Below are 5,000 nucleotides of genomic sequence, written 5' to 3'. Positions count from 1 at the left end.
GCTCTGCGAAGTCGCAAGACGACGTATAGGGTCTGACGCCTGCCCGGTGCCTGAAGGTTAAAAGGAGGGGTGCAAGCTCCGAATTGAAGCCCAGGTAAACGGCGGCCGTAACTATAACGGTCCTAAGGTAGCGAAATTCCTTGTCGGGTAAGTTCCGACCTGCACGAATGGCGTAACGACTTCCCCGCTGTCTCCAACATCGACTCAGCGAAATTGAATTGCCTGTCAAGATGCAGGCTTCCCGCGGTTAGACGGAAAGACCCCGTGCACCTTTACTACAACTTCAGATTGGCATCAGGCCAAGCATGTGCAGGATAGGTGGTAGACTTTGAAGCAGGGACGCCAGTTCCTGTGGAGTCATCCTTGAGATACCACCCTTGCTTTGCTTGATGTCTAACCGCGGCCCGTTATCCGGGTCCGGGACCCTCTGTGGTGGGTAGTTTGACTGGGGCGGTCGCCTCCTAAAGAGTAACGGAGGCGCGCGATGGTTGGCTCAGAGCGGTCGGAAATCGCTCGTTGAGTGCAATGGCAGAAGCCAGCCTGACTGCAAGACTGACAAGTCGAGCAGAGTCGAAAGACGGTCATAGTGATCCGGTGGTCCCAAGTGGGAGGGCCATCGCTCAACGGATAAAAGGTACGCCGGGGATAACAGGCTGATGATGCCCAAGAGTCCATATCGACGGCATCGTTTGGCACCTCGATGTCGGCTCATCTCATCCTGGGGCTGGAGCAGGTCCCAAGGGTATGGCTGTTCGCCATTTAAAGAGGTACGTGAGCTGGGTTTAGAACGTCGTGAGACAGTTCGGTCCCTATCTGCCGTGGGTGTAGGATACTTGAGAGGAGTTGCCCCTAGTACGAGAGGACCGGGGTGAACGATCCACTGGTGGACCTGTTGTTGCGCCAGCAGCAGTGCAGGGTAGCTATGATCGGACAGGATAACCGCTGAAGGCATCTAAGCGGGAAGCCCCCCTCAAAACAAGGTATCCCTGAGGGCCGTGGAAGACCACCACGTCGATAGGCCAGAGATGTAAGCGCAGCAATGCGTTCAGTTGACTGGTACTAATTGCCCGATAGGCTTGATTTGATCCAGTAGAAGCCAGGTTTGGCCTCTAGGATTGATGAAAGCATCACACTCAGGTGTGCTGACTTGGATGTTTTGTGTTTCTTTCTCGGTTTGGTGGTCATAGCGTGAGCAAAACACCCGGCTCCATTCCGAACCCGGCCGTTAAGTGCCACTGCGCCAATGGTACTGCGTCTTAAGACGTGGGAGAGTAGGTCACCGCCAAACCTAGTAAGAAACACGAACACCGATCTCTCTAACGATGCAGCCCCAAATTGCCTGAACTTTCAGCCTTGGGGCCTGTATATTGGCGCGGGGTGGAGCAGCCCGGTAGCTCGTCAGGCTCATAACCTGAAGGTCGTAGGTTCAAATCCTACCCCCGCAACCACTTTTGTCGAACCAATAAAACAAGGCTCATCCGTAACAGGGTGAGCCTGTTTTTTGTCTGATAGAGCGACATTGAACAAAGCTGCCAACTGACCGTGCAGCACGACTTCCCATCCCTGAGGAGTGTGGCGCAGATCAACTCGGTCGATCAATTCGCGTATTAGAGGAATCGCTTCAGACGCAAATGCGGGGTCGTTCAGCATACTGGTGAGTTGACCGAGTTTACGTTGATACGCTTCCGCGAGGTTCGGATGCATCAGAACAGGCGATGCCTCCACTTGCTGATCTTGGGCGGCCCTGAGCTGCTTCACGCGTGCTTCAAGTTCGCCAATCCGAGCCATTATGCCTTCGCTGCGTATTCCATCAGCCACTGCATCGTAAAGACCATCCAACTTCTTATTGGCTGCGGCAAGATCGTCTCTAAGGGCATTGGTGGCAGCAAAACGATGTTTTTGTAATTCGTTGAACTCCCGTTGATAAGCGTTGACGAATGCCTTCACGGCCTCTGGGCGCATTAATCCGTGATTGAGCAGCTCGACCACTTTATTGGTTAGTGCTGGCCGGCGGATTCCCTTGCTCTGGCTGCACGTTTGCAACTTCCTCGCGTTGCTACAGGCGAGATAGTCGCGTCCAACTGAGATCATCTTCCCTCCACAATGAGCACAGTGGGTTTTATCAGAAAGGATGTGAACAGGACGGCGCGTTTGCCAAAAGTCTGGTTGCTTTTGCGGTGCGCGTTTGTGGTTGGGCCAAATCTCTTTTTGGCGTTGCTTGACGCGGCTCCAGAGCTCGTCATCAATAATTCTCAAGTGTGGGACGGCGGTGACTTGGATCTCGTGTTCGGCATTGCGGCGAGAGACCCGCCTCCCCGTCTCTGGGTCCTTGATGTACCGTTGCCGGTTCCAAACCAACCGGCCCACGTAGAGTTCGTTGTTGAGAATACCAGTTCCACGCTGAACATGGCCCCGTATGGCGCTGTCGCGCCAAAGCCGCGTTCTCGGCGCAGGTATCCGATCCCGATTTAGGTCCCGCGCAATTTGCTTGGGTGATTTGCCGTTGGCAAACTCTTCAAAAATCCGGCGAACTATTCGTGCTTCGCCTTCATTGATTATTCGGTCGCCGCGCTCATCACCCGGAACGACTGAATACCCATAGGCGTTACCACCGCCGCTTTTTCCTTTTGCAACGCGCCCCTCTAGGCCACGCTTTGTCTTCTGTGCGAGGTCTTTAAGATACAGGGCTGACATTGTGCCTTTTAGGCCAATGTGCAGTTCGTTGATGACCCCCTCAGCTACAGTGCAAATCACCACCCCTTGGAATGCCATCGCTTTATAGAAGCCAGCGATGTGCTCTTGGTCTCGACTAAGACGATCAATGCTTTCGGCCACCACGACATCACAACCACCGTCTCTGACAAAGCCAAGCAGCTCTTGATATCCGGGACGTGTATGAGAAGCGCCTGACAGTCCGCGGTCGGCGAATGTTTTGACATGTGACCATCCCCTGCCCTCGATCAGTCGTAAACAAAGTCGCTCCTGATCTTCTATGGACGTATCGCGCTGCATATCAGTGGAGAAGCGGGCATAGACAGCAACGCGCATTACTCATCCCCCCATTTATCGAAGAGCGCCTCAAACACATCGCCGCCCTCGCCATCGACGTCCCCAGCCTCATCAATGATCTGCCCGATGACGTCATGGAGACGAGAGGCGGCCTGGATCATGGAGGCGTGCTCGTAATGAGTGAGGGTGGTTGAGAGCTGGTTGTGATTGAGAATGCGCGCTGCGGCGAGCACATATTCTGGTTTGTCGGCTGTGAGCGCGCTTGCGGCGCAGTCTCGGAAGAGATGCGGGTTGATGGCCGCGCCGAGCGTGGCTTTGGTACAGCGCTTGCAACCATAATAGAGGGATTGGCCAGACATGGCGTGCCCACGGGTGGAGACCCAAAGCGGGCCGCTTGATGGCAGGGGGGCATCAATGGGCAGCTCCGGCTGCCGGATGAGGTGCTGCCTGTAGCGGCGAAGATAGAGCTGCATGAGCGCGCGATACTCTTCGTCCTGCGGGAGATAGAAGTCCAAGGGCGTCTTGTCCTTCATCTGATGCGCAGCAAAACTGCAGCGCCAGAGGTCGTCTGCGAAGGTGATGGTCTCACCCATGGTGAGAGATTGCAGATTGCTGAGACGGATGGGCGACCAAATAAGGAAGCCCACAGACATCGCATCGCGATAGCGCGAGGCAGATTGGGTGGTAAGGGTGCCTTCTGACCTAATTGACCACATCTCTGCGGCGGCAGCCTCCCAGATCTCTGAGGGGGGCCTTATGCGCTCAGCCTTTTTGCGCGAGGGTACTGCGCGGGCAGTGAGCCGGGCGCAGAGATCCCTGAGCAGGGCCAGATCAGCCTTTGGCTCCATCACACGGATGGCCTCCGTCAGATCGGTGATGCGCGAGGTGATGGTCACACTGGCCAGACCCTGACGGTCTAGCTCAGCGAGATACCCGCGCAGATGGTCTTCTGAGATACGCTCTGAGGGGAAGGCGGCAGGATCAAGCAGGCCGCTGCTCTGCAAATACCAGAGCCATTTGGCATAGCCCTTTTGAACCTGCCGCTTTGTGGGCTCTGCCCAGGAAGAGGCTTTGCCCGCCTTCTGGAAGTAGCGGCCCTCTTCTGTGGCGGCCTGCCAAAGGCGGCGGTCTTGATCGGGCCAGTCAGTGAAGGGCAGGGAGGTGCGGTCGATCTTACTCATGACGCCTTCCCCTTTGGCTTACCCATCAAGGCCAAAGGATCCATGAACAGATCCTCATGACGCTTTGGGTTTTGCTTTTGCGCGCGAAAGGCTTCGGCTACGCCATCCCGCCGTGTCTTGGTGATCACCTCACCGTAAAGCTCGATCGCCTTTTGGGTCTCAGCGCCTGCGTAATGCGCATAGGTGGTGGTAAGCGCCTTGTGACCCAGAAGCTTGCGGACGACCTCGTAATGGCCAGGCAAACGGTCCAAGAGCAGCTTGGCCGCTGCATGGCGGAACTGGTGCGGGGTCAGACGGATCGCGGCATGGGACCAGAGCGTGTTGGTAATGAGCTTGCGCAAGGCTGAGCAGTCTTTTGCAGCCCCCTTGCGGCCAGGGAAGAGATAGGGGCTTGCGCCAGGGGTGAACATCATGCGCCAGTCATCGATATAACGCTTTACCCGCTCCGTCGTGGCCTCTGGCAAGAGGAAGTCGAGCCCAACCTTGTTCTTCACCTCTTCCATGGGCACGACAATGCGCAGGCACTTCCCATGCCAGATAAAGTGCTGGTCAAGACGCAGAGCGTTAAGATTGCGGATCCGCATTGGCGCGAACTGTAAGATCTCGATGGCAACGGCCGCCTGTATCAAAAGATGCGCATCCTTGCGCACACTGCGGTTCTCAACCGTCTTGGACATGGAGAGGGCCCGGTCCCAGAGCACTTGGGGTAAGGTGAGGAAGCGCAGAACGGCCTTTGGATCATCGAACTGATGCATAGAGGCTGCATTCTTCTCGGAGAGCCCGTCATGGGAGAGACGCAGCTTAGGCATA

The 5,000-nt window shown here is 56.0% G+C and carries 3 protein-coding genes, 1 tRNA gene and 2 rRNA genes (1 of these 6 running past the window's edge); 3 read left to right on the top strand and 3 right to left on the bottom strand.

What is annotated here, in order from left to right; translation table 11 throughout:
- The 3 genes from RYZ18_RS10435 to RYZ18_RS10425 form a co-directional block, all read left to right on the top strand.
- Positions 1 to 1,084 (top strand): 23S ribosomal RNA (locus tag RYZ18_RS10435); it begins 1,748 nt to the left of the window's first position.
- A gap of 89 nt (positions 1,085 to 1,173) precedes the next feature.
- Positions 1,174 to 1,288 (top strand): 5S ribosomal RNA (gene rrf / locus RYZ18_RS10430).
- A gap of 83 nt (positions 1,289 to 1,371) precedes the next feature.
- Positions 1,372 to 1,448 (top strand) — tRNA-Met (locus RYZ18_RS10425).
- Here RYZ18_RS10425 and RYZ18_RS10420 read toward each other — a convergent pair.
- The 3 genes from RYZ18_RS10420 to RYZ18_RS10410 all read right to left on the bottom strand — a co-directional run.
- The gene (locus tag RYZ18_RS10420; protein WP_317657289.1) at positions 1,405 to 3,048 is read right to left on the bottom strand and encodes a recombinase family protein; all 1,644 of its coding nucleotides are present in this window, start codon (positions 3,046 to 3,048) and stop codon (positions 1,405 to 1,407) included. The genes RYZ18_RS10425 and RYZ18_RS10420 overlap by 44 nt on opposite strands.
- Positions 3,048 to 4,190, bottom strand: coding sequence for a tyrosine-type recombinase/integrase (locus RYZ18_RS10415; protein ID WP_317656713.1), 1,143 nt, complete (start codon positions 4,188 to 4,190; stop codon positions 3,048 to 3,050). Before RYZ18_RS10415 ends, RYZ18_RS10420 begins: the two co-directional genes overlap by 1 nt.
- The coding region (locus RYZ18_RS10410; RefSeq protein ID WP_317656712.1) for a site-specific integrase at positions 4,187 to 5,000 on the bottom strand (814 nt) is incomplete at its 5' end. The genes RYZ18_RS10415 and RYZ18_RS10410, both read right to left, overlap by 4 nt.

The organism is Roseovarius sp. 10 (genome assembly GCF_033100315.1).
GTDB lineage: Bacteria > Pseudomonadota > Alphaproteobacteria > Rhodobacterales > Rhodobacteraceae > M30B80.
The sequence above is the reverse complement of the archived record's forward strand: the minus strand, read 5'-3'. Positions and strand labels throughout refer to the sequence as shown.

What these genes read in the sequence shown, in the direction of transcription:
- RYZ18_RS10415 (WP_317656713.1), bottom strand. Translation starts at nt 4,190, where the DNA reads ATGAGTAAGATCGACCGCACCTCCCTGCCCTTCACTGACTGGCCCGAT.
- RYZ18_RS10420 (WP_317657289.1), bottom strand. Translation starts at nt 3,048, where the DNA reads ATGCGCGTTGCTGTCTATGCCCGCTTCTCCACTGATATGCAGCGCGAT.